The sequence below is a fragment of the Heliomicrobium gestii genome (genome assembly GCF_009877435.1).
In the GTDB taxonomy this organism is placed as follows: Bacteria; Bacillota; Desulfitobacteriia; order Heliobacteriales; family Heliobacteriaceae; genus Heliomicrobium; species Heliomicrobium gestii.
The window spans coordinates 23,059-46,846 of the sequence record NZ_WXEX01000014.1; the positions used below are offsets into that span (position 1 = coordinate 23,059).

General features: G+C 59.1%; 23 protein-coding genes. 1 reads left to right on the top strand and 22 read right to left on the bottom strand.

The genetic code is table 11. The annotated features are described in order from the left end of the window. Nucleotides 1-230: 230 nt before the first annotated feature. The 5 genes from ppdK to glyQ form a co-directional block, all read right to left on the bottom strand. A complete protein-coding gene (ppdK, locus tag GTO89_RS14535) occupies nucleotides 231-2,915 on the bottom strand; it encodes a pyruvate, phosphate dikinase (protein ID WP_161262820.1) in 2,685 nt (894 codons plus the stop codon). Beyond that, nucleotides 2,908-3,708 carry a pyruvate, water dikinase regulatory protein gene (locus GTO89_RS14540; RefSeq protein ID WP_328793925.1) on the bottom strand — a complete coding sequence of 267 codons (801 nt, stop codon included), beginning with the start codon at nucleotides 3,706-3,708 and terminating at the stop codon, nucleotides 2,908-2,910. The genes ppdK and GTO89_RS14540 overlap by 8 nt, the downstream gene beginning before the upstream one ends. A 78-nt stretch (nucleotides 3,709-3,786) precedes the next feature. Next, on the bottom strand, nucleotides 3,787-4,428 hold the full coding sequence (locus tag GTO89_RS14545; protein WP_161262885.1) for a helix-turn-helix transcriptional regulator: 642 nt from the start codon (nucleotides 4,426-4,428) through the stop codon (nucleotides 3,787-3,789). A 213-nt stretch (nucleotides 4,429-4,641) separates the two neighbouring features. After that, nucleotides 4,642-6,717: a glycine--tRNA ligase subunit beta gene (gene glyS / locus GTO89_RS14550; RefSeq protein WP_161262821.1), complete on the bottom strand. Its 2,076-nt coding sequence runs from the start codon at nucleotides 6,715-6,717 to the stop codon at nucleotides 4,642-4,644. A 54-nt stretch (nucleotides 6,718-6,771) separates the two neighbouring features. Then, nucleotides 6,772-7,689, bottom strand: a complete 918-nt coding sequence (gene glyQ / locus GTO89_RS14555; RefSeq protein ID WP_161262822.1) for a glycine--tRNA ligase subunit alpha — start codon at nucleotides 7,687-7,689, stop codon at nucleotides 6,772-6,774. Between the two features lie 306 nt (nucleotides 7,690-7,995). On the opposite strand from glyQ, the gene GTO89_RS14560 reads away from it, so the two are divergent. After that, nucleotides 7,996-9,339 carry a hypothetical protein gene (locus GTO89_RS14560; RefSeq protein WP_161262823.1) on the top strand — a complete coding sequence of 448 codons (1,344 nt, stop codon included), beginning with the start codon at nucleotides 7,996-7,998 and terminating at the stop codon, nucleotides 9,337-9,339. Nucleotides 9,340-9,461: 122 nt separating this feature from the next. On the opposite strand, the gene recO is transcribed toward GTO89_RS14560, so the two are convergent. The 17 genes from recO to dnaJ all read right to left on the bottom strand — a co-directional run bounded on the left by recO (nucleotide 9,462) and on the right by dnaJ (nucleotide 23,773). Then, complete coding sequence (gene recO, locus GTO89_RS14565) at nucleotides 9,462-10,301, bottom strand: DNA repair protein RecO (protein WP_161262824.1); 840 nt, start codon at nucleotides 10,299-10,301, stop codon at nucleotides 9,462-9,464. Between the two features lie 15 nt (nucleotides 10,302-10,316). Continuing rightward, nucleotides 10,317-11,033: a deoxyribose-phosphate aldolase gene (gene deoC, locus GTO89_RS14570; RefSeq protein WP_161262825.1), complete on the bottom strand. Its 717-nt coding sequence runs from the start codon at nucleotides 11,031-11,033 to the stop codon at nucleotides 10,317-10,319. A 5-nt stretch (nucleotides 11,034-11,038) separates the two neighbouring features. Next, the gene (gene era, locus GTO89_RS14575) at nucleotides 11,039-12,046 is read right to left on the bottom strand and encodes a GTPase Era (RefSeq protein WP_235920493.1); all 1,008 of its coding nucleotides are present in this window, start codon (nucleotides 12,044-12,046) and stop codon (nucleotides 11,039-11,041) included. Nucleotides 12,047-12,065: 19 nt separating this feature from the next. Beyond that, a complete protein-coding gene (locus tag GTO89_RS14580) occupies nucleotides 12,066-12,518 on the bottom strand; it encodes a cytidine deaminase (RefSeq protein ID WP_161262826.1) in 453 nt (150 codons plus the stop codon). A gap of 53 nt (nucleotides 12,519-12,571) precedes the next feature. Further along, complete coding sequence (locus tag GTO89_RS14585; RefSeq protein ID WP_161262827.1) at nucleotides 12,572-12,928, bottom strand: diacylglycerol kinase; 357 nt, start codon at nucleotides 12,926-12,928, stop codon at nucleotides 12,572-12,574. Beyond that, complete coding sequence (gene ybeY / locus GTO89_RS14590; RefSeq protein ID WP_161262828.1) at nucleotides 12,919-13,413, bottom strand: rRNA maturation RNase YbeY; 495 nt, start codon at nucleotides 13,411-13,413, stop codon at nucleotides 12,919-12,921. Before ybeY ends, GTO89_RS14585 begins: the two co-directional genes overlap by 10 nt. Further along, nucleotides 13,391-15,643 carry an HD family phosphohydrolase gene (locus tag GTO89_RS14595; protein WP_161262829.1) on the bottom strand — a complete coding sequence of 751 codons (2,253 nt, stop codon included), beginning with the start codon at nucleotides 15,641-15,643 and terminating at the stop codon, nucleotides 13,391-13,393. Before GTO89_RS14595 ends, ybeY begins: the two co-directional genes overlap by 23 nt. An 11-nt stretch (nucleotides 15,644-15,654) precedes the next feature. Then, the gene (locus tag GTO89_RS14600) at nucleotides 15,655-16,638 is read right to left on the bottom strand and encodes a PhoH family protein (protein WP_161262887.1); all 984 of its coding nucleotides are present in this window, start codon (nucleotides 16,636-16,638) and stop codon (nucleotides 15,655-15,657) included. Between the two features lie 33 nt (nucleotides 16,639-16,671). Continuing rightward, nucleotides 16,672-17,904, bottom strand: a complete 1,233-nt coding sequence (gene yqfD, locus GTO89_RS14605) for a sporulation protein YqfD (protein ID WP_161262830.1) — start codon at nucleotides 17,902-17,904, stop codon at nucleotides 16,672-16,674. A gap of 14 nt (nucleotides 17,905-17,918) precedes the next feature. Then, nucleotides 17,919-18,203, bottom strand: coding sequence for a sporulation protein YqfC (gene yqfC / locus GTO89_RS14610; protein ID WP_161262831.1), 285 nt, complete (start codon nucleotides 18,201-18,203; stop codon nucleotides 17,919-17,921). 179 nt (nucleotides 18,204-18,382) lie between these two features. Next, nucleotides 18,383-18,832 (bottom strand): GatB/YqeY domain-containing protein, encoded by a 450-nt coding sequence (locus tag GTO89_RS14615; protein WP_161262832.1) that lies wholly within the window; start codon nucleotides 18,830-18,832, stop codon nucleotides 18,383-18,385. Between the two features lie 14 nt (nucleotides 18,833-18,846). Beyond that, on the bottom strand, nucleotides 18,847-19,023 hold the full coding sequence (gene rpsU, locus GTO89_RS14620; protein WP_161262833.1) for a 30S ribosomal protein S21: 177 nt from the start codon (nucleotides 19,021-19,023) through the stop codon (nucleotides 18,847-18,849). A 147-nt stretch (nucleotides 19,024-19,170) separates the two neighbouring features. Next, nucleotides 19,171-19,515 carry a histidine triad nucleotide-binding protein gene (locus GTO89_RS14625; protein ID WP_204758267.1) on the bottom strand — a complete coding sequence of 115 codons (345 nt, stop codon included), beginning with the start codon at nucleotides 19,513-19,515 and terminating at the stop codon, nucleotides 19,171-19,173. 32 nt (nucleotides 19,516-19,547) lie between these two features. After that, nucleotides 19,548-20,885: a tRNA (N(6)-L-threonylcarbamoyladenosine(37)-C(2))-methylthiotransferase MtaB gene (mtaB, locus tag GTO89_RS14630; RefSeq protein ID WP_161262834.1), complete on the bottom strand. Its 1,338-nt coding sequence runs from the start codon at nucleotides 20,883-20,885 to the stop codon at nucleotides 19,548-19,550. After that, nucleotides 20,882-21,646 carry a 16S rRNA (uracil(1498)-N(3))-methyltransferase gene (locus GTO89_RS14635; RefSeq protein ID WP_161262835.1) on the bottom strand — a complete coding sequence of 255 codons (765 nt, stop codon included), beginning with the start codon at nucleotides 21,644-21,646 and terminating at the stop codon, nucleotides 20,882-20,884. The genes mtaB and GTO89_RS14635 overlap by 4 nt, the downstream gene beginning before the upstream one ends. A gap of 15 nt (nucleotides 21,647-21,661) precedes the next feature. Further along, nucleotides 21,662-22,612, bottom strand: coding sequence for a 50S ribosomal protein L11 methyltransferase (gene prmA / locus GTO89_RS14640; protein WP_161262836.1), 951 nt, complete (start codon nucleotides 22,610-22,612; stop codon nucleotides 21,662-21,664). A gap of 36 nt (nucleotides 22,613-22,648) precedes the next feature. Continuing rightward, nucleotides 22,649-23,773, bottom strand: coding sequence for a molecular chaperone DnaJ (gene dnaJ, locus GTO89_RS14645; RefSeq protein ID WP_161262837.1), 1,125 nt, complete (start codon nucleotides 23,771-23,773; stop codon nucleotides 22,649-22,651). Nucleotides 23,774-23,788: the final 15 nt, after the last annotated feature.

A 23,788-nucleotide genomic window follows, 5' to 3' on the forward strand; every position in this document is an offset into this window, starting at 1 on the left:
TGCGTTGGAAAGAACATCCATTATAGTGTATGCAGGTGTGCCGGTGGATTATGTCTGTTCGTTTGTAGTTTTCCGCCCTTTTTTTTCCACGTGGCCGTGGGAATCCATTCTCCGGGCAGATCGGCCTGAAAGAGGTCATCTTCATATACTTCAATCATGAACCTAGTATGCCCGGAGAAGGACGTTCCCATTGCCTAACGACACATTTTTTGCAAAGGGTTGAGCACTTTCTAGGCGTTCCGGACAGCCGCTTGAGCCGCCGCCAAACGGGCGATGGGCACCCGGTAGGGGGAGCAGGAGACGAAGTTGAGGCCGATGAGGTGGCAGAACTCGATCGACGAGGGTTCGCCGCCATGTTCGCCGCAGATGCCGACGAGCAGGTCGGGACGAGTAGCCCGGCCTTTTTCCACGGCGATCTTCATCAAACTGCCCACACCTTCCCGATCAAGAACGACGAAGGGATTTTCGGCCAGCAATTTCCGGTCTGTGTAGATGCCGAGGAATTTCGATTCGGCGTCGTCGCGGGAGAAGCCGAAGGTGGTCTGGGTCAGGTCGTTGGTGCCGAAGGAGAAGAACTGGGCTTCTTTGGCTACCTGGTCAGCCGTCAGGGCCGCCCGGGGCACTTCGATCATGGTGCCGACGCTGTAGTCGAACTTGACGCCCGACTCGGTCATGACCGCTTCCGCCGTCTCTTCAACAACCTTGCGCAGGTAAGCCAGCTCTTTGACCTCGGCCACCAGCGGGATCTCAACCTCCGGCTCCACCTCGAAACCTTCGTTGACCAGTTGAACCACTGCTTGGAAGATGGCACGGGCCTGCATGGCATAAATTTCAGGGTAGGTGATCCCCAGACGGCAGCCGCGGTGGCCGAGCATGGGGTTGAACTCATGGAGAGCGCGAACCTTCTTCATCAAAATCTCTTTGGCGTTCAGTTCATCAAGCAGGGCCTCTTTGGCGTCGCCGGTTGCGGTCTCAATGGCGCAGCGCAGGCGCGTCGTCTCGACGAGCAAGTCTTCCAGGTTGGGCAGGAATTCATGGAGCGGCGGGTCAAGCAGGCGGATGCAGACAGGGAAACCAGCCATGGCCTTGAGGATGCCGTAGAAGTCGCCCTGTTGCATCGGCAGCAACTTCGACAGCGCCACTTCCCGCTCTTCCAGTGATTGAGACAGGATCATCTCCTGCACGATGGGGAGACGCTCCTGGGCCATGAACATGTGCTCTGTCCGGGTGAGGCCGATACCGGCGGCGCCGAAGTTGCGGGCCATTTCCGCTTCTACCGGTTTGTCGGCGTTGGCGCGAACGCCCAGGGTGCGGATCTCGTCGGCCCAGTCAAGGAGTACACGGAATTCCTTGGTCAGTTCCGGTTCGAGCATGGGCACGATGCCTTCGATAACCCGGCCTGTGGCGCCATCGATGGAGATGACGTCGCCCTTGCGGTAGGTCTTGATCCCGCCGTCGGCGGTGGCGACAGCGAATTCGCAGCGGTTGTAGTCGATGCGCAGGGCCTCACAGCCGCAGACGCAGGGTTTGCCCATCTGGCGGGCGACGACGGCGGCATGGGAGGTCATCCCGCCGCGGCTGGTCAGGATCCCCTGGGCTTGAACGATGCCATGGATATCATCGGGCGTCGTTTCCATGCGGACCAGGATCACCTTTTCCCCTGCTTTGCCGAGGTCTTCCGCCTCATCGGCGTCAAAGACGACAGTGCCGGAAGCGGCGCCAGGGGAGGCCGGGAGGCCGTTGGCGATGATCGTCAGTTTGGCCGACGGGTCGATGCGGCGGTGCAGCAGTTGATCGAGGTGTTCCGGTTCAACGCGCAGGACAGCCTCTTCCTTGTTAATCAGGCCTTCCTGGACCATATCAACAGCGATTTTCACTGCAGCGGCGGCGGTGCGTTTGCCGTTACGGGTTTGCAGCATCCAGAGTTTGCCCCGTTCAATGGTGAACTCAATGTCCTGCATGTTGCGGTAGTGCCGCTCCAGGATGCCGCAGATCTCGACAAACTGGGTAAAGCAAGCGGGCAATTCTTCCTGCATGCGCGAGATATGTAGTGGTGTGCGAATGCCGGCAACGACGTCTTCGCCCTGGGCGTTGATCAGGTACTCGCCGTAAAGGGTCTTTTCCCCTGTCGACGGGTTGCGGGTGAAGGCCACACCGGTGCCACAGTCATTGCCCATGTTCCCGAAGACCATCGTCTGAACGTTGACGGCGGTTCCGAGGTTGTCGGGGATTTTATTGATCTTGCGGTAAACAATGGCGCGGTCATTGTTCCAGGAGGAGAAGACGGCCCGGATCGCCCCTTCCAGTTGATCCATGGGGTTTTGCGGGAAGGTTTGCCCGGTCGTGCGGCGGACCATGGTTTTATACTCTTCAATCAGGGCGCTCAGGCTTTCCACCGACAACTCGTTGTCATAACGAACACCCTGGCGTTCCCGGTAGTCTTCCAGGATATGTTCAAAATCAGCGTGGGAAGCGCCGAGGACCACGTCGGAGTACATCTGGATAAACCGGCGGTAGCAGTCAAGGGCAAAGCGCTCGTTTTGGGTTGCCTTGATCAACCCCTTGACAGTCTCGTCGTTCAGACCCAGGTTCAGGATCGTGTCCATCATGCCGGGCATGGAAAACACGGCGCCCGATCGAACCGAAACGAGCAGGGGATTTTCGGCGTCGCCGAACATCTTGCCCAGTTTCGCTTCCACATTGGCCAGGGCGGACTTGACCTGGTCCATCAGCCCTTCGGGAAAATCTTTTCCGGATTCGTAATAGGCGTTGCAGGCCTCGGTGGTGATGGTGAGCCCCGGCGGCACAGGCAGGCCAATATTGGTCATCTCGGCCAGGTTGGCCCCTTTTCCGCCCAGCAGGGATTTCATTTCCGCTTTACCTTCTTCAAAGAGGTAGACCCATTTCTTAGACATTCCGTTCCCCCCGGTAATAATATTCCAACACTCGAGCGGCCGTTTCCTCGACCGCTTTGTTGGTCACATCGATGATGGGACAACCGACACGTTTCATGATGCTGTCGGCATACTCCAGTTCCTGCAAGATACGCTGGTGGCTGGCGTAATCGGCGTTGCCGGCCAGGCCAAGGGCGCGTAAACGCTCCGTCCGGATGCCGTTGAGCAATTGCGGAGAGATCGTCAGGCCCACCACCTTGCGGCGCGGCAGTTGGAAGAGTTCTTCCGGCGGCGCCACCTCAGGCACGAGGGGGACGTTCGCCGCTTTGATCCGTTTATGAGCCAAGTACATGCAAACTGGCGTCTTGGATGTGCGCGACACGCCGATCAGGATCATATCGGCATGCAGGATCCCGCGGGGATCCTTCCCGTCGTCATATTTGACAGCAAACTCAATGGCTTCAACCTTGCGGAAATACTGCTCATCCAACTGATGGAGCAATCCCGGTTTTTGCGCCGGCTTTAAGTTCGTCAGTTTCTGCAACCGTTCAATCGTCGGTCCCAGCACATCGATCGTCGGGATTTGGCGCTCCTGGGCCAATCGCAACAGGGCCTCCCGTTGTTCGTCGATGACAAGCGTATAGGCGATGATGCTGCGGTGTGCGGCCGCTTCTTCAATGATGTCCTCGATATGGCTCTGATCCAACACATAGGGCACTCGCTTGATCTCAAAGCCATGGCCGTCAAACTGGCTGGCAGCGGCGCGAACGACAAATTCAGCCGTTTCACCGATGGAATCGGAGACCACGTAGATTACCGGTTTCCCACCATCCGTGCTAACGATACGCTTTCCCTCCTTGGTACCCCGAAGCGCATGAGCCTCCGCCCCGGTTTACAATTCGTCGTTCCCAAGTTCTACGAAGAAGCGAGTGATGTTCGTTTTCGTCAATCGTCCAACCACTTCCAGCCGTTCCTGTCCATTGGGCTGGACAAAGGTGCGAACGACAGGCAGGGCGTCGATTTGGTGGGCGATCAACCGTTTGGCGGCGAGGTAGACCGTGTCATCGGGCGTGACGGTGATGATGTTCGGCATGCGGGTCATCACCATCCCGATGGGCATCTTGTGCACATCGCCGCCGCTGATGGCGATCTTCAGGAGATCTTTGCGGGAGACGACGCCGGAAAGGCAGCCATCGGCATCCACCACGGAAAGGGTTCCCACATCCTCTGTAAACATGGTGACAACGGCATCATACACACTGGCCGTTTCACGCGCTACGACAGGCAGGGATTTGATGTCCTTGACGCGCAGCTTGCTGATGGCGCGAGCCACGAGGGTATTCCCCGATCGGCCGTTGTAATAATAGCCTACCCGGGGACGCGCCTCCAGGATTCCCGACATGGTAAGGATTGCGAGATCGGGCCGCAATGTCGCACGGGTCAGTTCCAACCGATCGGCGATCTGTTCCCCTGTGATGGGCCCTTTCTCTTTAACGATCTGCACGATCTTGACCTGGCGTTCAGAGAGTTCGATACATCGTCACCACCTTGCCGTCCTCGCCCACAGTTTACAATTATGTCATACTAAATGCTTTGATGACCAAAATGATATATACTATATCGACCACTAATTTTCCTGCTGAAGAGACAGATTTTTTGTACTATGCGGATACATTTCGCAAAAAAGAGGGCGCCTGGTTGGCGGCCCTCTTTTTAGGGTTTCACTGCTATCGAGTTTTGATGCCTGTCAATCGACAAGCTTGCTCAGGTCGGCCACACCCCGGGTCAGTCCGATGACACCGTTGAGGAGGGCAAGGCGGTTTTCCCGGATCGCCACATCTTCAGCCATGACCATCACCGCGTCAAAGAAGGCGTCGACAGCCGGACGCAAGGCGGCCACCGCTTCGAGGACAGCGCCGTAATCGCCGCCGGCCTGCCGGACCTTCGCCTGGGCCGCTTGCAACGCCCTGTAGAGGCCTCCTTCTGTGGCTTCTTCGAAGAGATCGGCGCGAATCGCGCCATGGCCGCCTTTTTTGGCCAGGTTGGCCGCCCGGGTATAGGCCGTGATCAGCGCTGCGAAGGCGTCGGCCTGGCGGAAGGTGGACAGGGCTTTGGCCCGCTTCAGCGCCTCAGCCGGTTGATCGAAGCCCTCAGCCAGCACAGCATCGATGGTGTCGTAGCGGACGCCCTCCTCCCCGAGAAGGTGGCGAAGGCGCTGGCGGAAGAACTCCCCTAGATCCTTTTGCGTCTCCTCCAGGCTCCGCGTCGGCCGGCCGGCGGCGGCATAGAGGCTGTAGGCCTTCTCGATCACCGCCGACAGGGAAAGGGGCAGGTCGCCGCGCATGATGATCTGGCAGACACCTTGCGCCTGCCGGCGCAATGCGTAGGGATCCTGAGAACCTGTCGGGATGATGCCGATGGAGAAACAGCCGACGATGGCGTCCATTTTATCGGCCAGGGCGACCAGCGTTCCTTCCGTGCTGGCGGGAACATCGTCGCCGGAGAAACGGGGCTGGTAGTGTTCTCGAATGGCCTGGGCCACTTGGGGCGCCTCGCCCGATAAGAGGGCATACCGTTCTCCCATGATCCCTTGCAGTTCTGGAAACTCGTAGACCATGTGGGTGACCAGGTCGGCCTTGGCCAATTCGGCAGCCCGCAAAGCGCGATCCCGCAATTCTGAGGAGACCTTCAGGTTGTCGGCCAGAAAACCGGTGAGCGCCTGTTCTCGTTCCACCCGCTCATAGACGGTGCCCAGGCTTTCCTGGAAGACGATCTTCTTCAGCTTCTCTCGCTGCGCGGACAAGGGGGTCTTCTGGTCTTCGGCATAAAAGAAAGCGGCGTCGGCGAGGCGCGCCCGCAACACCTTCTCGTTGCCGGCTCGGACGACGGCGATGTGTTCCGCAGTGCCGTTGCGGACAGTGATGAATTTGGGAAGCAATCCGCCGGAGGGTTTTTTCACGGGGAAGTAGCGTTGGTGCTCCTTCATCGGCGTGATCAGCACGTCTTCAGGGAGGTGCATGTAATCGGCGTTCACTTGACCGCAAAGTGCCGTCGGATACTCGACGAGATAAGTGATCTCGTTGAGCAAGCCCTCATCCTCAGCGACCAGGCCGCCCTCCGCCGCGGCAAGCTCGGTGATCTGCTTCCAGATCAAGTCCTTGCGCTTTTGCGGATCGGCGATGACATAGGCAGCTTCCATGCGCTCCAGGTATTCGGACGGTTCGTTGAGCACCAAGGGCCCGCCGCTGAGAAAACGGTGACCATAGGTGATCCGGCCGGCCTGAACCCCTTCGATCTCGATAGGAACGATCTCTGCGCCGTAAAGGGCGACGATCCACCGGATGGGCCGGGCAAAGCGCGTCTCGCCCCAGGCCCAACGCATCGGTTTCGGGAAGGAAAGGCTGCCGATCCAGCTTTTCAGCAGCTGGGGCAGCACCTCCTCGGCAGGGCGGCCGCTTTCGGTGCGGAGCGCATACAGGTAGGGCACCCCGGCCACATCGCGTGTCACCAGCGCCGAAACGTCTACGCCCTGGGAGCGGGCAAAACCCTGGGCAGCCTTTGTGGGGTTGCCCTCTTTGTCAAAACCGGCTTTGACGGCCGGACCTTTTACCTCAAGGCGCAGGTCTTGCTGTTGCGGCGTCACCTCTGTTACGTAAAGGGTGAGGCGCCGCGGGGTGCCATAGGTTTCGATGGCGCCGAAGCCCAGGCGGGCTTCCTGGAGACCCTTTTCCGCCAGTTCCCGCAGTTGGGCCAGGGCGGGGGGCATGAATTTCGCCGGGATTTCTTCTGTTCCGATTTCTAACAACAGATCGCGAGTATCCACGCGTCTACCTCCTCTAGTTTCCAAGGGACTAAGCAAGAACCGGCACGGCGTCCTCTATTCTCCTGCTTTCGCCTGATCGAGACCCAGCCGCTGGCGGAGCGCCGGATCCTTGATCAGGGGATAACCGAGACGCTCCCGCTGTTTCACATAGCCCTGGGCGCAGACACGGGCCAGGTGGCGCACACGGGCGATAAAGCCGGTCCGTTCCGTGACTGAGATGGCTCCCCTGGCGTCGAGGAGGTTGAAGGTGTGAGAACACTTGAGCACATAATCGTAGGCGGGCTGCACGAGCCCTTTTTCAATGACCCGCAGCGCCTCTTTTTCATACATATCGAAGAAGGTAAAGAGCGCCTCCGTATCGGCCACTTCAAAGTTGTAGTGGGAGTAATCCACTTCCCCCTGGTGATGGACGTCGCCGTAGCTGACGCCATCGACCCATTCGATGTCGTAGACAGAGTCTTTCTGTTGAATAAACATGGCGATCCGTTCGATGCCATAGGTGATTTCGGCGCAGACAGGCCGGCAGTCGATGCCGCCGCACTGCTGGAAGTAGGTGAACTGGGTCACCTCCATGCCATCGAGCCAGACTTCCCAACCGAGGCCCCAGGCGCCGAGGGTGGGCGATTCCCAGTTGTCCTCGACGAAACGGATATCGTGTTTGAGCGGATCGATGCCCAGGCGGCGCAGGCTGTCCAGGTACATCTCCAGGACATCGTCGGGCGAGGGTTTCAGGATGACCTGGTACTGGTAGTAGTGCTGCAGACGGTTCGGGTTTTCGCCATAACGCCCATCGGTGGGACGGCGCGAAGGCTCCACATAGGCCACATTCCAGGGCTCCGGCCCGAGGGCGCGCAGGAAGGTCGCCGGGTTCATCGTGCCGGCGCCTTTTTCCACGTCATAGGGTTGTTGAATAATGCAACCCTGTTCCCCCCAAAACTGGTTCAGCGCCAGAATGATCTCTTGAAAATTCACGGTCAAGCGTCCTCCTTCATCATGGGTGAGGTCCATTTATCGCTGCTTATGAGTCACATCTATCGAACCATCGCCGCCCCCATTCCGAGTAATCAAACACAATTTTAACACAAAAAGACCAAAATTACGAAACCGCGGGGGCAACCAGAAGGCTGTTTTTTATCGAGTCGGCAGGAAATTTTAACAATCAACAGAAAGTGTAAAATTAGACCTTCTGATTGAATAAATACCTTCCCTCCGGTATAATCATTTAGTGCCAATAAATGCCATGGACGGTTTGTCAACTTGGGGAAAGGAGCGAATCTTATGTCAGTTGCCGTTTTTCTGGCGCCGACAGCTTTTGACGCCTTTCAGATTGTTGAAGAGATGCACCTTGCCGGGCTCCCTGTGGCGACGGTAAAAGCTGAGTATGGCTCCACTGTTGTGGAAGGCAGGGACGCACCGACGCTAGCCACCCGCACCGGCGCCTATGCCGGCCGTCCCACGCCATGCATCGCTGAATTGGATCCCCTAGCGAAAGGGACCATCGTCATCTCGCGGCTTGATGTGGATACGATCGGCGCATGTCTTGCCTTGATGGGGCAGAAGCCGGATGATGAAAACTTCTGGGCCGGCGCAGCCTATCTGCAGGTGCGCGGGCCCCACCGGGCCGGCGACCTTCCCGAGCAGGTGCGCGAGCAGTTGGACGCCTGGTCTTCCTGGTCGGAAGCCCATCTCCCCCTGGGCCCTTTTCGGAGAACCATCGATGTAACGGCCCACGTTGTCAAAGCCGGCGAAGCCATCGAAGCCATTTTGAAGGGGGATCGGGAACTGCTTACTGCCGGGCAGTTGTGGTCTGCCGGACATGATGCCGTTTCGGAGACCCGGCTGGTCGATGAAAGCCCCCTGGTTCGTGTCTTTGTCACCGAGGGGCCGCGTTGCTCCGCCGCCTATTATTCCCCCCGGTTAGGCCGGATCGTGCCGGCCACGGTGGTCCTCGACTCTCGGCAAGGGACGATCACCATCGCCTGTGAGGGCGGTCAGTTTGACGCGCGCTCCCTTGTTCGTGATCTCTGGGGACCCGGCGCCGGCGGCCGTCCCGGCATCGCCGAAAGTCCGCGCGATCGCCGGATGGGTCTTCCCGACCTGATCAAGGCCGTCAATATGGTGGGCAAGGCCGTCGAGGCCAGTTGGGCTGACAATGAGCCCTTGCCGCTGGATCCAGAAACGCCGGCTGAACTGGCCTTTATCGCCGTCGATTCTGTCGGTGGTTTGAAAATCGGCGAACCGGTGTTGGCCACCTTTCCCTTCTGGAAGGACGGCGCCATTACGGTGCGCGCTCTCTCGGGCGGTTCTCCCGTTCTTGTCCCCGGCGGCGCCGTTTTTCCGGCTTATCCGGGATTCTGGCTCCGCATCGAGGAGCGTGCCGAAGAGCCGGATGCAGCGGTGATTCGCGGGCGCGTCTTCGGACCCAAGGATGCCGAGGATGCCCTGACGCCTTTCATTCCGGGGGAAGGGATCAAGCACAATGGTTGGGCTCTCTCCCCTGATCCGCAGCGTCCCTTTGTCTATTGTTCTCCCTGGTTGCCGGCGGGAGACGGCAACGGCGTGATTCGCTGCGCCGCTGTGCAGCTGCTTTCGACAGAGGCCTACCTGAAAGCAATCCATTAAGGGGCGCCCGTTGGCCTCGTTCGATCAGATTTTGTGGGAGAATCGCTTTTACCATAGGACTTGGATCGGTCTTAGCCGTCTGCGCCATGAGCGAAACGCCAAGAGAGCCCAGCGAGTCGTCTTCAGAGAGGACTCCTGGGCTCTTTTGCTGTTTCCGGCGATGCAGGCGATGGCGGCTGCTCCGCCGGCGACCTTCCTTCATCGGTCAGGGATCGGCCGACCGATTCCATCACCGCCCAGGAGCGCATGGTTCCCTCCGAGCGACAGCAGATGGTCTCCTGGAGCACAGCTAAGGCATGGCGCAGCAGCTTGGGGCCTACTCGCAACCGGCCCAAATCGCGGGGATCCATCAGCAGCAGGTGGCGCAGCAAGGCCAGAGCGCCAGGGGCGATGAGACCGCTGTCCCCGTGGCGGTGACGGCAGCAACTCCCCACCACGCCGCCCATCTCCGGCGAATAGGCCGGCCAGGACGCCCTTTCGTCGATCTCGACCGGTTGACCGCAGTCCAGACAGAGAAAGAGTTCCGGGCAGTATCCGAGCCGGTCCAGCAGGCGGATTTGAAACAGGCAGGCCACCAGATCGCACGGAAAGACGGAGAGCAGGTGCCACCCCGTCAGCAAGAGCGGAAACAGGTCGGCGCCGCCGTGATCCGGGCTAAGTCGATCCACCAGTTCCGCCATCGATGATGCATGGGTGAATCGCTCCACATCACCATGCAGGGCGACGAAGGACTCGACCGGCTCCGCCTGGGTCACCGTTTGCAGATTCCTGCCCTCATAGAGGACGAGTTGGCTCTGGGTCAAGGGCTGCGTGCCGGCGCGAAGGCGGCTTGTGGGCTTGCGCACCCCTTTGGCGATAGCCGTTACTTTTCCCCGTTCACGGGTGAGCAACGTGAGCAACCGGTCAGCTTCCCCGTAACTCCGGCCTCGAAGGATCAGCGCCTGAGCGCGGTAAACGCGCATGTCAGCCCTCCTCCCCTAGTCCTCCGGCGGGCAATCGGCGGCGCTGGGGAGACCGTCCAGGATGGTCATAGAGGCGCTCGTCCCCAGGCGGTCGGCGCCGGCTTCCAGCATGCGCAGCGCCGTTTCCGCTGTGCGGATGCCACCGGAGGCTTTGACGCGGGCTCGGGTCCCCACCGTCCCGGCCATCAACGACACATGCTCAACCGCAGCGCCCCCCGGTCCAAACCCTGTCGATGTCTTGACGTAATCGGCGCCGGCGGCGAGGGCGCAATGGCAGGCGGCGACGATCTGTTCATCAGTGAGCAAGGACGTCTCCAAGATCACCTTCACCAGAACGCCAGGATGCCGGCGCGCCTCCAAAACAACGGCCGCAATGTCGGCCTCGACGGCGTCCCAACGGCCCATCTTGGCCCAACCCAGGTTGATCACCATATCCAGTTCCTCTGCGCCGGCTTTCAAGGCCTCTTTCGCCTCGAAGGCTTTTAGGCGGCTATAGGAGGCGCCGAGGGGAAAGCCGATGACAGTGGCCACCTTGACCGGGCTGTTTTGCAACAACACGGCGCAAGTCTCCACCCAGACAGGGTTGACACAGACAGACGCGAAACCGTAGGCCGCCGCCTCGCGGCAAAGAGCGCTGATCTGCTCCTCCCCCGCATCCGGTTTCAACAAGGTATGGTCGATCATGGCGGCGACGCGCTCTCGCGTCCACCGTTCCTTTGTCGGCACGGTCATGGCGATCACTCCATTTTTTCGTCAAAACCGAAGGAGCGCAGCACATCGGGGCGCTGGCGCCAGTCTTTCTTTACTTTCACCCAGAGTTCTAAGTACACAGATGTGCCCAGCAGCGCCTCGATCTCCTGTCTCGCCTTCTGGCCGACCTCTTTGAGAAGGGATCCGCCCTTACCGATGAGGATCCCTTTCTGGGAGTCCCGTTCCGTAAAGATGGTGGCATAGACAACCATGCCCCCTTTCGGCGTTTCCTGCAACTGTTCGATGACGACAGCCACAGAATGGGGAATCTCCTCCCGGGTCACATGGAGCACCTTTTCCCGGATCATCTCAGCCATCAACTGCCGTTCCGGCTGATCGGTAAATGAGCCTGCCGGGTAGTAGAGGGGCCCTTCCGGGAGTTTTTCGAAGATCAGGTCCTTGAGCCGATCCAGATTGGTCTTCACCCTCGCCGAGACAGGGATCAATTCCTGCCAGGCCACCAACTGGCTGTATTGACTGATCTTCTTCAATCCCTCTTCCCGGGTGACGGCGTCCATCTTGTTGACGACAAGGAAGATGGGCGTTTTGATGTCTTTCAGGAGGTGACTGATGAACTGTTCTCCCCCGCCCGGTTCTTCTGAGGCGTCAACGACATAGAGGATCAGGTCCACCTCGTTGAGGGTCTTGCGCGCCGTCGTCACCATGATCTCCCCGAGTTTGTGCTTCGGCTTGTGAATCCCGGGGGTGTCGAGAAAGACGGCCTGCCCGCCCGGCGCATTGAGCACGCCGACAATGCGGTTGCGCGTCGTCTGGGGTTTATCGGACATGATGGCGACTTTTTTGCCGATCAACTGGTTCATCAGCGTCGATTTACCCACATTGGGACGGCCGATGATACTGATAAAGCCGGACCGGTGTTTCTCCGCGCTTTTCCCAGCGCTCTCCGGCGCAGGCGTCTTGGCGACGACCTTCTCCGGCTGTGAGGGCGCTTTCTCCCGTTGATAGCGTCGAACAAAGCGGTATCTTTCCGCCATAGGGGTCACCTCAGTCTTTTCATGATTCCTGTTTCTGCCTATCCGTGACTTCAGCGAGTCGGAAGATGCCCGGCAACAACTCGCTCACCACGCTGATCTCGCGCCGGTCCTGGTCATCGACCATGTAGACCGGCATATGGGGAGCAAACTCGCCAAGGACCTGGCGGCAAGCGCCGCAGGGGGTGACCGGAGTGGGCGCGTCAGAGGTGAGGACGAGGGCCGTGAAGCGGCGGCAACCTTCTGAAACCGCTTTGAACAAGGCGGTCCGTTCTGCGCAATTGGTCAAGCCGTAGGAACTGTTTTCGACGTTGCAGCCGCTGTAGATCGAACCGTCCTCTCCCAGCAGCGCCGCTCCGACACGAAAGCGCGAATAGGGCGCATAGGCGCGCTCCCGGGCTTGGCGGGCGGCTTCGATCAAGTTCCGCAAGGAAGCCTCCGATGGAACCGGTGGCTGCTCCCGCCTGGAAATCATCCCTGTCCCCTCCTTATCGGTTCGGGCTTTTATAGGCTGTCCGATTCAGAAGATTATCTGAGCAGGCGCGGACCGAAAACAGCCATGCCGGCGATCAGCGCGTGCAACGCCAAAATCAGGACCGCGCCGGCAGCGGCGTCTTTGGCGGCGGCGGACAGGGGATGCTCTTCCCTGCCGATGCGGTCGATGGCCGCTTCGATGGCCGAGTTGAAGGCTTCACCGGCGAGAACGAGAAAAACAGCCGTGACCACCCAGGCCAATTCCCAACCGCCCAAACGAAACCAGGCGGCCATGGCCAGAGCGGTCACAGCGGCGACAAGATGAACTCGCATGTTTTGTTGCGTTTTGATCACCCAGAAGATGCCGCGCCAAGCGAAGCGGAAGGAACGAAAAAATTTCCTCAGGTCCATTCCCGCTGGAGTCCCTGGCTTTGCAGGACCTTTTCTTCCATCGCCCGCATGCGTTTTGTTTCTTCCTCGTCACCGTGATCATACCCCAGTAGGTGCAGCATGCCGTGGACAAAGAGGAAGCCCATCTCCCTCTCCAGGGTATGACCGTACTCCGCGGCCTGTCGTTCCGCCGTTTCAACGGAGATGATGATGTCGCCGAGCACCATGCCGGCTGTAGGGTCGTCGAAATCGGGCTCATCGTCGGCCTGCTCCTCCATCGCGAAGGACAGCACATCTGTCGGCTGATCGATGTTCCGGTAGTCGGCGTTGAGGCGACGGATTTTTTCATCGTTCGTCAATACCAGGCTGATCTCCGTGTCCTCCAGCGGGTGCCCGGCCTCCTCCAAACAAACCAAAGCCAGTTGCTCCAGCATCAACTGCCACGATTCTTCCACTTCCGGCGCCTGAACGACGCCTTCTCGTTCATCCACTATATACAGTTCCACTGCGTTTCCTCCCGTCCAGTTCTTTTGAAACCCCTTCCGGGTATTCAATCCGTGTATGGTAGATCCCGTTGAAGACGCGACAGAAGGCCTGAGCGACGCGATCGAGGTCCTTGAAGGTGAGATCGCACTCCTCAAGCTGTCCGTCATTCAATTTCTCCTTGATCAGTTTGCGCACCAGCCCTTCAATCTTTCCCGACGTGGGTTGGGAAAGAGATCGGACAGCCGCTTCCACCGTATCGGCCAGCATGACCAAGGCCGCTTCTTTGCTCTGCGGTTTCGGCCCTTCATAGCGGAAATCGCCTTCCTGCACCGATTCGGTGCGATCAGCCTCCCGCGCCCGGTGATAGAAGAACGAAACGAGGGTGTTCCCATGGTGCTGTTCCACCAGATCGACCACCTGCGGCGGCAATCCTGCCTCCCGGCACAATTCAGCGCCATCTTTGACATGAGAGGTGATGATCAGGGTGCTCAGGGAAGGGGCGATCTTATCATGGGGGTTTTGTCCCGGCGCCTGGTTTTCGATGAAAAAGGCGGGCCGGCGGATTTTGCCCACATCATGATAATAGGCGCCCAAACGGACAAGCAGCGCGTCGGCGCCGATCATCTCAGCAGCCGCCTCTCCCAGGTTGCCGACGAGCAGGCTGTGGTGGTAGGTGCCAGGAGCTTCCATCAGCAACCGCCGCAACAGGGGGTGGTTCGGGTTCGCCAGTTCGAGCAGCTTGACCGATGTGGTCAGCTTAAAAGCCGATTCCAGGTAGGGCAACGAACCGATCATAAATACCGACGACAGGATCCCGTTGACGACGGCCATCGGCAACCCATAGGTGGCCACGATGGGAAGTTTGACGCCTGCCGCCAAACCGATGGCAAACACCGTCAGCGCGTTGGCGACAGCCATGATCAGACCGGATCGGGCAAAGTCCATCCGCTGGCTGAAGCGGGAAACGCTGTAAACGCCGACGAGAGAGCCGATCCAAGCAACAATGGCATGGGGGATCGAGGCGTCCGTGATGATCCCGATGAAGACGCTGAGCACAGCCGACATGAAGATGGCCACGCGACTGTCCAGAAGGATGGCGATCAGCATGGGTCCCGTCGCTGCCGGGATGACATACAGCAGTTGATCATAGATGGCTCTCTGTTCATGCAGGTTGATGGAAGCGACGATCCGCGCCGTCAACAGCGTCATCATGGCCATCAATCCCAGCAGCAGGAGCATGCGTTCATCGAGGTAGAAATCGCGCCGGTAGGTGCGCAAGTACCAGAGGGTGATCGTCATGTTCAGCAGAACCAACAGCGCCATTCCCAGTGGTTTCAGCCAGGCGTCGCCTGTCCGCAGCAGCTCCAGTTGCGCCAAAAGTTGAATCTGTTCGTCCGAGACGATGTCGCCGGCGCGCACGATCACGTCATCCTTGCGGATGAGGAAGGTGATCGGCGCGACGCTCTGGCGCACCTCACTGCGCAACCGTTTTGTCGCGTCCACATCAAGGGTGGAGTTGGCCCGCAAAAAAAGCGGGATCAGGGTGCGCAGGATCTCTTTCGATTCCTGCGTCAAAACGGAATTGTCGATCCGTTCCAACACGATGGCATGGGCTTCCTGTATGCTGTAGGGCAACACCCTGCCGGCGGCCCGGGTGAGGGGCATCCCCTGGGGCATCTCGTCCAGGGTTTCCGTTAACCCAGGCATGCTGAGCATGTCGGAGATCTGGTTTTGCGTCTCTGTCTGGATGAAGGCCAGCGATTCAGGTCGAAGGGAGACAAGCTTGCGCAGCAGCGTCTCCGGGGCAGCCACATTCATCTGCACCTTCAACTGTTCCCACCGGCGTTGTTCCGCTGCCGTTCCGGACGACGCCGGATCGGCGTTGGCCGATTCCGTTCCTGCCCGTTGGTAGTCTGCGATGGATTTAAAAAACTGATCGATGTCCCGTTGGCTCCGTCCGGTCACGTTCGGATCATGCGTATAGACGGGGGGCGTAGCGTTGACCTTCTGTTCGCGAGCCAGACGAGTCCGTTCCTCGTCAACGATCTCCTTCGTGATCGGCGATTTAATGTCTTTCTGGCTTTTTTGTCCTGCCTCCAGCGTCTCCAGGGAAGACAGGTGAGGCAAAGCCAGGATCACCGTATAGATCAGGAAAAAAGTGAAACCATAGACGATTCGGCGTGTTGTCCGGTATTGCCAAATCTTACGCAGTGCCAGCGTCAACAGGGCCGTGATTTGGCTGTAGGCCACCCGATTTCACCTCATCTATCTCCCTGACCACCCCGGTCTTCATAGTCCTCATAGGCGCGAATGATCCGGCCGACAAGAGGGTTGCGCACCACATCTCCCGTGGTAAAGAAATGAAAAGCGAGTCCTTCAATACCCTGCAGAATTTTCTGCACAGTCACAAGCCCCGAGTTTGCGCCCCGGGGCAAATCCACCTGTGTGATATCGCCGGTAACTACGGCTTTTGATCCGAAACCGATGCGCGTCAAAAACATCTTCATCTGTTCCGGCGTTGTGTTTTGGGCCTCGTCAAGGATGATGAAGGAATCGTCCAGGGTGCGTCCCCGCATGTAGGCCAGCGGCGCGATCTCGATGATGCCCCGCTCCATGTATTTCTGAGTCGGCTCAGCCCCCATGGTGTCAAAGAGTCCGTCATAGAGGGGGCGCAGATAGGGGTCCACCTTTTCCTGCAGATCCCCAGGCAGAAAGCCCAGCTTTTCCCCAGCCTCCACCGCCGGCCGAGTCAGGATGATCCGGTTGACTTCCTTATTCTTCAGGGCCAGCACAGCCATGACGACGGCCAGATAGGTTTTGCCCGTTCCAGCCGGCCCGATGCCGAAGATGATCTGGTTTTGGCGGATAACCTGCAGGTATTTCCGCTGCCCCAGTGTTTTCGCTTTGATCTGCTTCCCCCGCGGTGTCGTCATCACCACATCGCCGAGAGCCTCGGCGATCAGGGGTTGATGGCCTTCATTGACCAGTCGGAAGGCGTACTCGATCTCGCCCTGTCCGACCTCTTGTCCGGCTCGGATGAGGCCGATCAGTTGTTCAATCAGCCGCGTCGCCGCCTCGACAACCGGTCGCGCGCCTGTAACGATGATCTCGGCGCCGCGGGCCACGATTTTAGCGCCACTCAAACGTTCGATCAACCGCAAGTTTTCATCGCGGTGGCCGAAAAGTCCGACGGCCTCCCAATTGTCTTCGAGATGGATTCGTTGCTCATGGCTCGATGCCGACAGGTTCGTCCAACCTCCTGTGACGCCCCGCGCCCGTTATGGGCCCGCTTCGATCGACTGGGGAACGGCGATGTCCTCCAGCACTTCCACGGACACCTTCACCTTGACCCTTTCCGGAGGAGCCGGTTGGGGAAGCACCATTTCACGCAGCACTCGGGCTCCCGGCGGCAACAGACCGCTGACGGCCTGCCTGGCTTTTTCCTGCGCCGCCGCCAACGCCTCTTGAGCGGTCCGTTCCTGCCGGAAGGCGCGCAATTCATGATACTCTGTTTTTATTATTTCGACGGGTATGCCGAGATTCCTCCATAATGAAGGAGTTCTCATGGAAACCTCTTCTGATCCTGTAGGATAGGGGTTGTTGCGCGGACCTTTTATGATGATTTCCTGATTTCCCCACTTTATGCGCCATTGTTCGCTCACGGCGCCAGTCGGAACGGTTCCCTCCAAAAGGACCGGCTCTTCGATCCATTGATCATAAGAGACCTTGGCCCAAACCTCTCCACGAGCCTGCACCTTCTCCAGCAGCTTGGGCGGCGTCGGTTTTTCCTCTGCCTGTGTGTGGGCGGCCGGCTTGTGATCATAGAGCAGCCCGGAAATCACTACCTGGTCTTTAGCGACACGCTCGCCCTCGGCGACTTTCCCTTCGCCGACAAGCACCATCAGCCGTTGGATAACGCCGCTCTTGGCGGCAACAATATGGCAGGGGCCGTTCACCACCGGCTTTTTGGGCAACACCTTCTCCTGCACCTCGATGACGACGCGGGTGCCTTTGGCTGTGACCCCCACCCATTCCAGTCCGGGGAAAGCGCCCATGAGCGAATGCTCGGCCTCCCGCACATCGATCAGCGGTCGCCAGCTTCCGACGCGAATCCCTTTTTCACGAGCCACTTGCAAAAGCTGCTGCTTCTCCACCCGATCATTGCCGATCACATCGACATCCCAGACGAAGGTGGACATGATCAGAATCGTCAACACGAATGAAAAAACGCCGATGACAAGGGAGCGCTTCCGTTTCAATGTAGAGGCATAAAAGGGCCAGCCGTAGCGCGACTGGATGCGCATGCGGCTGCCTGATTTGCGCGCCACATGGCGGAGGGAACGAAAGCCGTCCATCCGCACCTTTGCCGACAGGCGGCCTGACGCCTCCCGCCGCAGGTCATAAAGGGGGATCCCCCGGCTCGCCGCCAGGTTGATGAATTTTTCTAGTTGCGATCCCTCGATTCGTATCCCTAAAAAGCCGATCCAGTAAGACCACCAACGGCGCAGCATGTCCTTCCCTCCGGTCATTTCGAATAGTTTAACTGACGGATGCGTCCTTCCACCACCAGTTCTTCGGGCAGGATCGTGCGGAGGACCAGTTGTTCCCCGACGATCTCCAACTGACCTCCGGTGATGCCGATGCGGATACGGTCATCGCTATACTCGACGATGCCCCGGTGATTCTCCAACACCAGTTGCACGTTCCCAATCATGCTGATCTTCGGGTAATCCAAGAGCACATCTTTGGGCATCTCCAGGAATCCGGCCAATGCCTTCTGCAGCCGCTGCTTGCCCCGTTCCCAGGCCATGCTCCGCACTCCTTTCCATCCTTGTCCATACTTATGCCAAAAGGAGCGAGATCATGCCCCGGCGTCGGGCTGGCGCCAGTGCCTGCCGTAGAAAAGCATCCAAAAGAAGGGCGCAAAAAAAGAACCCTTGCAGGTGTTTCTGCAAGGGTTCTTCATCCGTCACCGGGGTTGTACAGCTGTCAGCCAAGGAGTTCCTTGACAATTTGGTTTACCAGTTTACCGTCGGCGCGACCTTTGACTTTTGGCATCAGAACTCCCATGACCTTGCCCATGTCTTTGGGACTCTGAGCGCCTGTCACCGTCACAGCCTCCCGCACCAGCGCGCGGACCTCTTCTTCGGAAAGTTGTTGGGGAAGATACGCGGTGAGAAGCGTGATTTCTTGTTTCAACGCTTCTACGGCATCAGAGCGGCCCGCTTTTTCATACTCGGCGATGGAATCGCGGCGCTGTTTCACTTCCCGGGCAAGCACATCGATGGTCTCTTCTTCCGTGAGATCGCGCCGTTTATCGATTTCCACTTTTTGAACGGCGGACCGAGCCATGCGAACGACAGAGAGGCGGAACTTGCCGGCCTCTTTGTCCTTCATCGCCTGCTTCATGTCCTCCATCAAACGTTCCTTCAGCGACATAAGCTCACCATTCCTCAGGTGGTCTTCCGTTTCCGGGCTGCCTCTGATTTTTTCTTCCGTTTCACACTGGGTTTGACATAGTGTTCACGCTTGCGGCATTCCGATAAAACGCCCGCTTTCTGGCAGGAGCGCTTAAAACGCCGCAGGGCGCTATCTAAAGTCTCATTTTTACCTACTCGTACTTCGCTCATTCCGCTTCCCTCCCCCCGCTGGTATCTATGATGCCGGGTCCAGGCTGTGCTTGGTGCGGCGAACGGTCGTGTGCTGTAAACAAGATACACACAGTCTACATTATACTTCCAGGGAGCGAAAGCGTCAACCGGGGAGTTGTTGCCGTTTTATCCCGGCGGCCAAGCCAAGGCCCTTCCGGCCAACAGATGGATATGGAGGTGAAAAACGGTCTGACCGGCATCGGCGCCGGTATTGATCACGATCCGGAAATTATCCTTCTCCAGGCCCATCTTTTCGGCAATCTTGGGGGCGGCCAGCAGGAGTTGGCCCAACAGTCCCTGGTGGTCAGGGGTGGCTTCCGCCACAGAAGCGATGTGTTCCCGGGGGATGATCAGGATATGGGTCGGCGCCACCGGATTGATGTCACGGAAGGCAACAACCTGATCGTCTTCATAAACGAGTTGGGCTGGAATCTCCCGCCGGACGATCTTGCAAAAAATGCAATCGCTCAACAACTTCACCCCCTTTGCCGTGTTTGGCGCCATTACACATCAACCGGCAGGCCGTCGAGGGCGCCATCAGGCCGGACCTGAAGCAAACGCACCGGAACCAGGTCTTCCCGTTCGATCGCCCATGACCTTTCCCGTGCAAGGTGTTGCGTCGGCATATCAAAGAGGACTTTCAGGTAGTTGTCCGTATGGCCCGTCCAGAGGCCGCCAACCTGTTCCTCCGCCAGGACCTCCCGGACTTGACCGACAAAACCTTGGGCGTATTCGGCGGCCAACCGGCGCGCCATTTGGCCCAGGCGCTGAGCGCGCTCTTGCTTGACAGCCGGGGCGATCTGGCCGGGAAAGGTGGCCGCCGGTGTGCCACGGCGCGGTGAATAGGGAAAGACATGCAATCCCGCCAAGCCGGCCGCGTGGCAGAGTTCCTCCGACATCAGATACTCGGCCTCGCTCTCACCGGGAAAACCGACGATGACATCGCTGGTGATCGCCACGCCGGGGATCATCTGTTGAATCTTTCGCGCTACATCAAGAAAATCCTGCCGGCGGTAGCGGCGGCCCATCCGTTCCAGCACAGCATCAGAGCCCGATTGCAAGGGGATGTGGAAGTGGGGACAGACACGGGGGTGGACGATGGCCTCCAAAAGTTCCGGCGTGAACTCCTGCGGCTCCACAGAGCCGACACGGATGCGCCGCAGGCCGTCAATGCGGCAAAGGGCGGCGATCAGTGTGGCGAGATCGGTATCAGTGTCGCTCCCATATGCGCCCAGGTGAATCCCCGACAGGACAATCTCCTTGAAGCCCTCCTCGGCGAGCCGTTCGGCTTCCTCGACAACGCTCTCCCTCCTGCGGCTGCGCACAGGGCCGCGGGCGTAGGGGATGATGCAATAGGTGCAGTAGAGGTTGCAGCCATCCTGTATTTTCATGGTCGCCCGGGCGCGGGACCGTTCGGCCACAGCGGGCAGTTCTTCAAAGCGCTCGATCTGCTGCGAGTCAAACACGGTGTTGACCTGCTCACCGCTGCGCTGGTGGGCTTCCACCAGATCGACGATTGCGCTGCGCCGGTCTGTGCCGACGACGATATCGACGCCCTCGATGGTCCGGACCTCATCGGCAGCCGTCTGGGCATAACAGCCGGTGACGACGACGACCGCCTCCGGGTTCTGCCGGTTAGCCCTGCGAATGGCCTGTCGGGATTTCCGATCGCTCAGGTGGGTCACGGTGCAGGTATTGACGACATAGACATCGGCTGGCTCATCAAAAGGCACGATGGCATAACCGCGGGCCTTGAACATGCCGGCGATGGCGTCTGTTTCGCCTTGGTTGACTTTGCAGCCGAGGGTATGGAATGCTGCGGTGGGCTCTCCGGGATTCATCCCCAATCCCCCAGTTCGTACATGATGGCCGCGAGAGCGGCGATGCCCGCCGTCTCGGTCCGTAATATCCGGGGGCCGAGGCCGACAGATCGAGCGCCTTTTCCCTGCGCTTGGACAACCTCTGCCGCCGTCAATCCGCCTTCCGGACCGATCGCCAGTCCAAGGATTTTGGGGGAGCCATCACTGAGACTGCCCTCCTCACGGAGGTCAGCAAGAACCTGCTTCAGTCCCTTTCCTCGCTCTTCCTCCCAGGGGATCAGCAGGGGACAAGCCTCATCCCAACGGGCGATCACCTCTGACCAGGGTGCCGGGGTCTGCACCTCCGGGATGACCGTGCGGCGGCACTGTTTCGCCGCTTCCCGGGCGATCTTCTGCCAGCGGTCGCGCCGCTCCTTCGCCTTGGCGGCGTCAAGACGCACGACAGACCGTTCGGTCAAAACGGGAAGGATGGTGCCCACACCGAGTTCAGTGGCTTTTTGGATCACCAGATCCATCTTTTCGCCCTTGGCGACGCCCTGAAGCAGACAAAGACGGACCGGCGCCTCCCGGGAAGCGCCGGTAGGCAACAGACCTTCGAGAACAGCTTGATCGCCCTTGATCTCAGCGACAAAGGCGGTAAACTCGTTCCCCTGCCCGTCAAAGGCGAGGACCTGGTCGCCGACGCGCAGGCGCAACACCCGGGTGAGATGGAGACTCTCCTCCCGGTCAAGGCGCAGGCGCTCGTCTATCCGATTCATTGGATCAAAGAGAAATCGGTGCATCAGTCACGCCCCGGTTCAAGCTTCTGTTGATCCGCCAGCCTTGCGGGCGACGAGGGCGGCCCATTCGCCATGGCTGATCAGCTCTTCAATGGTGAATCCGTTCTCCGTCATCGCTTCAACAACATCATCGAGACGGTTCTGGATGATCCCCGAAGCGATCATGATCCCCTCGGGGGCAAGCACAGCCCCTGCCTGGGGGGCCAGGCGGATGATCACATCGGCGATGATGTTGGCCACCAGAATATCGGCCTGTTCCTCCAACCCGGCCAGCAGGTCGTTGCGGCGGACTTCCACGATGCCGTCGACCTGGTTCAAGGCCGCATTTTCCTGGGCCGTGGCGACAGCTACGGGATCATTGTCGACAGCCAGAACCTTTTTGGCGCCCAGCAACGCCGCAGCGATGGACAGCACGCCAGAACCCGTCCCCACATCGAGGACACGCGCTTCCGAATGGACATAGTCCTCGAGAGCGCGAATGCACATGACCGTTGTCGGATGGGTGCCTGTGCCGAAGGCCATTCCCGGATCGATGGAGATGACCAGGTCATCATCACTAGCCACATAGGCTTCCCAAGTCGGACGGATGACGACGCGACGGCCGACTTTTTCCGGTTTAAAAAAGGCTTTCCAGGCATGGGCCCAGTCGTCCTCATGAAGGTCCGTCATCGTCCAGGCATGGGCGGGCCATTCTTCGGAGCGTTCCCGCGCCGACAGCTCTTCCTGTAACGCCGCCAGCCGGTCTTCCAGCATATCGTCGATGGCCAGGTATGTCTTCACCCGGATCATGCCTTCCGGCACATCTGGGATCTCCACATCATGAAGATCCCAGACATTGCTCTCAATGTAGCTGGCGATCAATTGGGGATCCTCGATGACCATCCCCATAGCCCCGACTGTTTCAAAAATCTCGGCCATCGCGTCGGCATTTTCCTGCCGGGTGGTGATGGCGATCTCACGCCATTTCAACAGCGATACACCCTTCCCCGCCGGTTAAGCCGGTCCTCACATGAAGGCGTCTTTCATCTTTTCAAAAAAAGACTTCTCTTTTTCTGACTCAATGTTCTCCGCCTTCAGGGTGCGCCCGAACTCCCGCAGCAATTCCTTTTGTTTATCACTCAACCGGGTCGGCACGGTCACCTTGACCTCGATCCGCTGATCGCCCCGCCCGGTACCCCGGAGCCGCTTGATACCCTTGCCGCGGATGCGGAAGACGGCGCCTGTCTGGGTTCCTTCCGGGATCTTTAGAGATACCTTGCCGTCCAGGGTCGGCACCTCGATCTCTGCGCCCAAAGTCGCCTGGACGAAGTTGATGGGAACCTGACAGATCACATCATCGTTGTCGCGTTCAAAAAAGGTGTGGGGCTGCACTTCAATAAAGACGTAAAGATCGCCCGGCGGTCCGCCCTTATCGCCGGCTTCGCCTTCACCGGTGACGCGGATTCGCGTTCCCGTATCGACGCCGCCGGGCGCCTTGACCTTAATGCGTTTCCGCTTGCGGACCTTTCCCTGGCCGCCGCAGTGGAGACAAGGCTTGCTGATGATCTTCCCGTCGCCGCCACAGGTGGGACAGGTGCGAACCGTCTGCATATTGCCGAGCAGCGTCTTGGCGACGGTGGCTACCCGCCCTGAACCGTTGCAGGTGGTGCAGGTGGTGACCGATGTCCCCGGTTCGGCGCCGCTGCCGCCGCAGACGTCACAGGACTCCAACCGCGGGATGTCGACCTCTTTTTCCACGCCAAAGGCAGCCTCTTCAAAGGTGATGGACAGGTTGAACCGCAGGTCATTCCCCTTCTGGGGACCTCGCCGCTGGCCGCCGCCACCGAAGCCGCCGCCAAAAAACATGTCGAAGATGTCGCCAAAGCCGCCCATGTCCGCTCCGCCTTCGCCAAAACCGCCATACCCGCCGGGGCCGGCATGGCCGAACTGGTCGTAACGGGCGCGTTTCTCCTGATCCGACAGCACCTCATAGGCTTCGTTGATCTCTTTGGTTTTTTCTTCGGCTAATGCTTTGTCGGGGTGGACATCGGGGTGAAATTCCTTGATCAACCGGCGGTAGGCCTTTTTGATCTCCGTCTCCCCAGCGTCCCGCCCAATGCCTAACACCTCATAGTAATCTCGTTTGCTCATCCTTGTCCCCTCCCC

Bases quoted from the DNA above. Each gene is read 5' to 3' on its own strand.
- ppdK (WP_161262820.1), bottom strand. From the start codon at position 2,915: ATGTCTAAGAAATGGGTCTACCTCTTTGAAGAAGGTAAAGCGGAAATG.
- GTO89_RS14560 (WP_161262823.1), top strand. From the start codon at position 7,996: ATGTCAGTTGCCGTTTTTCTGGCGCCGACAGCTTTTGACGCCTTTCAG.
- recO (WP_161262824.1), bottom strand. From the start codon at position 10,301: ATGCGCGTTTACCGCGCTCAGGCGCTGATCCTTCGAGGCCGGAGTTAC.
- deoC (WP_161262825.1), bottom strand. From the start codon at position 11,033: ATGACCGTGCCGACAAAGGAACGGTGGACGCGAGAGCGCGTCGCCGCC.
- era (WP_235920493.1), bottom strand. From the start codon at position 12,046: ATGGCGGAAAGATACCGCTTTGTTCGACGCTATCAACGGGAGAAAGCG.
- GTO89_RS14580 (WP_161262826.1), bottom strand. From the start codon at position 12,518: ATGATTTCCAGGCGGGAGCAGCCACCGGTTCCATCGGAGGCTTCCTTG.
- GTO89_RS14585 (WP_161262827.1), bottom strand. From the start codon at position 12,928: ATGGACCTGAGGAAATTTTTTCGTTCCTTCCGCTTCGCTTGGCGCGGC.
- yqfD (WP_161262830.1), bottom strand. From the start codon at position 17,904: ATGCTGCGCCGTTGGTGGTCTTACTGGATCGGCTTTTTAGGGATACGA.
- yqfC (WP_161262831.1), bottom strand. From the start codon at position 18,203: ATGGCCTGGGAACGGGGCAAGCAGCGGCTGCAGAAGGCATTGGCCGGA.
- GTO89_RS14615 (WP_161262832.1), bottom strand. From the start codon at position 18,832: ATGTCGCTGAAGGAACGTTTGATGGAGGACATGAAGCAGGCGATGAAG.
- rpsU (WP_161262833.1), bottom strand. From the start codon at position 19,023: ATGAGCGAAGTACGAGTAGGTAAAAATGAGACTTTAGATAGCGCCCTG.
- mtaB (WP_161262834.1), bottom strand. From the start codon at position 20,885: ATGAATCCCGGAGAGCCCACCGCAGCATTCCATACCCTCGGCTGCAAA.
- GTO89_RS14635 (WP_161262835.1), bottom strand. From the start codon at position 21,646: ATGCACCGATTTCTCTTTGATCCAATGAATCGGATAGACGAGCGCCTG.
- dnaJ (WP_161262837.1), bottom strand. From the start codon at position 23,773: ATGAGCAAACGAGATTACTATGAGGTGTTAGGCATTGGGCGGGACGCT.